The sequence below is a fragment of the Dietzia sp. DQ12-76 genome (genome assembly GCF_014145045.1).
Lineage (GTDB): Bacteria > Actinomycetota > Actinomycetes > Mycobacteriales > Mycobacteriaceae > Dietzia.
The window spans coordinates 1-3299 of record NZ_JAALDV010000471.1; the positions used below are offsets into that span (position 1 = coordinate 1).

Annotated in this window: 3 protein-coding genes and 1 pseudogene; all 4 read right to left on the bottom strand. The window is 70.1% G+C overall.

Going from position 1 to position 3299, the window contains the following annotated elements:
- A partial coding sequence (locus G6019_RS14950) for a UDP-glucose dehydrogenase family protein (protein ID WP_182627920.1) occupies positions 1 to 1312 on the bottom strand: 1312 nt, incomplete at its 3' end.
- Between the two features lie 129 nt (positions 1313 to 1441).
- The gene (gene dcd, locus G6019_RS14955; RefSeq protein WP_182612722.1) at positions 1442 to 2005 is read right to left on the bottom strand and encodes a dCTP deaminase; all 564 of its coding nucleotides are present in this window, start codon (positions 2003 to 2005) and stop codon (positions 1442 to 1444) included.
- On the bottom strand, positions 1986 to 2636 hold the full coding sequence (locus tag G6019_RS14960; RefSeq protein WP_309230287.1) for a hypothetical protein: 651 nt from the start codon (positions 2634 to 2636) through the stop codon (positions 1986 to 1988). Before G6019_RS14960 ends, dcd begins: the two co-directional genes overlap by 20 nt.
- Before the next feature lie 301 nt (positions 2637 to 2937).
- A pseudogene (locus tag G6019_RS14965) lies at positions 2938 to 3299 on the bottom strand (hypothetical protein); the annotation flags it as partial.

Consider the following 3299-nt stretch of genomic DNA (forward strand, 5'->3'; position numbering starts at 1 on the left):
CGAGGGCGCGGTAGGTCCACCCGGCCGCGCGCCAGGCCTCGGCGGGCATGCAGTTGCGCCCGTCCAGCATGATCCGCCCCCGCGCCACCCGGGTCACGGCGGCCGGGTCCAACCCGAGGAACTCCGGCCACTCCGTGGCCACCACCACCACGTCCGCGCCCTCACACGCCTCGATCGCCGACCCCGCATACGTCAACGTCGGGAACAACGCCCGCGCGTTGTCCAACGCCTGCGGGTCGTACACCACCGCCTGCGCCCCCTTGAGCGAGAGCATCCCCGCCACGTTCAACGCCGGGGAATCCCGCACGTCGTCGGAGTCCGGCTTGAACGCCGCCCCCAACACCGCGATCGTCTTACCGATCAACATCCCCCCACACGCCTCGGTCGCCAGATCCACCATCCGCTCCCGGCGACGCATGTTGATCGAGTCCACCTCCCGCAGGAACGACATCGCCTGATCGGCACCCAACTCTCCCGCGCGGGCCATGAACGCCCGGATGTCCTTGGGCAGACACCCCCCACCGAACCCCAGCCCCGCCCCCAGGAACCGCCGCCCGATCCGCGGATCCATCCCGATCGCATCGGCCAGCACCGTCACATCCGCGCCCGCCGCCTCACACACCTCCGACACCGCGTTGATGAAACTGATCTTGGTCGCCAGGAACGCGTTCGCGCTGACCTTGACCAACTCCGCCGTGGCCAGATCCGTCACGATCACCGGACACGGATCCGAGTCCAGGATCGGCGCATACGCCCCGCGCACCACCTCCTCGACCGGGCCACCGGGCTCACGCACCCCGATCACGATCCGATCCGGCGTGAGCGTGTCGGCCACCGCGAAACCCTCCCGCAGGAACTCCGGGTTCCACACCACCTCCGCCCGCACCCCGCCGCGCACGTGCGCATCGGCGATCTCCTGCAACCGCGCCGCCGTCCCCACCGGCACCGTCGACTTGCCCACCACCACGGCATCCGCCGTCAACAACGGCGCCAACCGGGCCACCACCTCCTCCACATGGGAGGTGTCGGCCGCGAACTCCCCCTTGCGCTGCGGAGTACCCACCCCGATGAAGTGCAGGTCCGCGAACTGCGCGGCCTCGGCATAGTCCGTGGTGAACCGCACCCGACCCGCCTCCACCTGCCGCCTCAGGATCTCCGGCAACCCCGGCTCGTAGAACGGCACCTCACCCGACCGAAGACGCTCGACCTTCGCCTCGTCCACATCCACACCCAGCACCTCATGACCCAACTCCGCCATACACGCGGCATGGGTCGCACCCAGATACCCGGTCCCGAACACAGTCATACGCATGGTCCACTTCTACTGGCCGCGGGCGACATCCCGGGAACACCGGGGTTAACGCGGGACGAGCGTCCTGCTGCAGGGGCGGGCTCGGGGACGGCCCGGTTCCGACACGACCCGGTTCTCGGAGGGGCCCGGTCAGCGGAAGTTGAGGTACGCCTTGGAGGCGGTCGGACCGCGCTGTCCCTGGTACTTGGAGCCCGTCACGGCGGTGCCGTAGGGGACCTCGGCGGGGCTGGACAACCGGAACAGGCACAGCTGGCCGATCTTCATGCCCGGCCACAGCGTGATCGGCAGGTTCGCCACGTTGGACAGCTCAAGGGTGATGTGCCCCTCGAACCCCGGGTCGATGAACCCGGCGGTGGAGTGCGTGAGCAGACCCAGTCGGCCGAGTGAGGACTTGCCCTCGAGCCGACCCGCGAGGTCGTCGGGCAGGGCCAGGCGTTCGAGGGTCGCCCCCAGGACGAACTCTCCCGGATGCAGCACGAACGGGTCCCCCTGGGCGGGTTCGACGAGTTCGGTGAGGTCGTCCTGCTGTTGTGCCGGATCGATGTGTGTGTAGCGCGAGTTGTTGAACACGCGGAACAGACTGTCCAGACGGACGTCGATGCTCGACGGTTGGATCAGCGAGGAGTCCAGGGGGTCGATCGTGAGCCGCCCGTCGGCGAGCTCGGAGCGGAGGTCACGGTCGGAGAGCAGCACGATCTAGAGGGTATCGCGACCCCCCGGCGAGCAGTCGGAGCTGGGTGCCCAACTCCGTGACCCCCACGCACGCCTCGGCGAAGGGCAGCCGCTCGCGGCGGATCCGGCCGTCTCGTCCGACCAGCTCGATGTCCACCCCCGCCCGGTCGATCCCGACCAGCAGCGGGCGCTCGGCCGGCAGGCATCGGCACACGCGCAGCGCCATGCGCGGCACCACCTGGCAGCGCGGGTCGTTGAGGTGGGCGAGCCAGTGTCCCTCGAGATCGGAGAAGGGGTCGGGCCCGGACGTCGCCAGATCCTCGGGGTCGATGTCGGTCACGCCGTCGTCGTCGGTCAGCACGATCCGCTCGGCTCGGAGCCGCACCAGCGCGACACCGGTGCCCACGTCCAGCAGGACGGTGTCGGGGAGGTCGCGGGCGATCTCACCCGCGGTGCGTCGCTGGGCGCGCACGCCCGGCAGTTCCACACGCCCCTCGACGACGACGATGCGTCGACACCGCCCCTCGGCGGCGCCTCCGATGATCTCGTCCAGGACCTCAAGTCGGGCCGTCGCTCCCCCGACGCCGATCGCGCCCGCGTGTGCCGTCGGGAGCGCCACCCAGAGGTCGGCGGTCCCGGGTACCTGGTGCACCAGGGTCACCTCTGGTGCGGGCATGGCGGCCACGGATGAAGAACCGCTCGTGGCGGAGAGGAGACCCAGGGTCGCCCGGGGGCACCGGCGTAGCGCCGAGCTCACTCGTTCCGCGGGCTCCGGCACAGGCCCCACCAGTGATCGCATGCCAACTCCTCGTGGTCGTTCCCGCACCGTTCCGGCGCCTCTGGGAACAGCGCCGGAACGGTCCGGGGGCGGGGACGTGACTACCCGCAGCGACTAACTTAGGTAAGGCTTACCTTTTTGGCAAGAGTATGCGGCGAAGTGACGTCCTCCGGCCCTACCCCCCGAGGGCGGCGATCTCGGCCAGAAGATCCCCGGAATCGCGGCAGAACCCCGAGAACGGCAGTCGTTCGATCACTCTGGACCCGGTCACGGACCCGATCGAGAGATCCAGGCCGGCACTGTCGACGCCGACGATCCACGGGTCGGTGCCCGCGATCTGGTGGCCGCTGCGCAGCGCGAGCCGCGCCGCGAGTGCGGAGTCGGATCCGAGCCGGCGCAACCACGCCTGCTCGTCGACACCGATCGGGTCCACCGCCGCCGCCGCGAGCTCACCGCGCGCGATCACGTACGCCCCGTCGGCACACAGGTAGGAGATCTCGAGCGGCCGCACCTCACTCAGTCGCAGCGCCCCGGCCA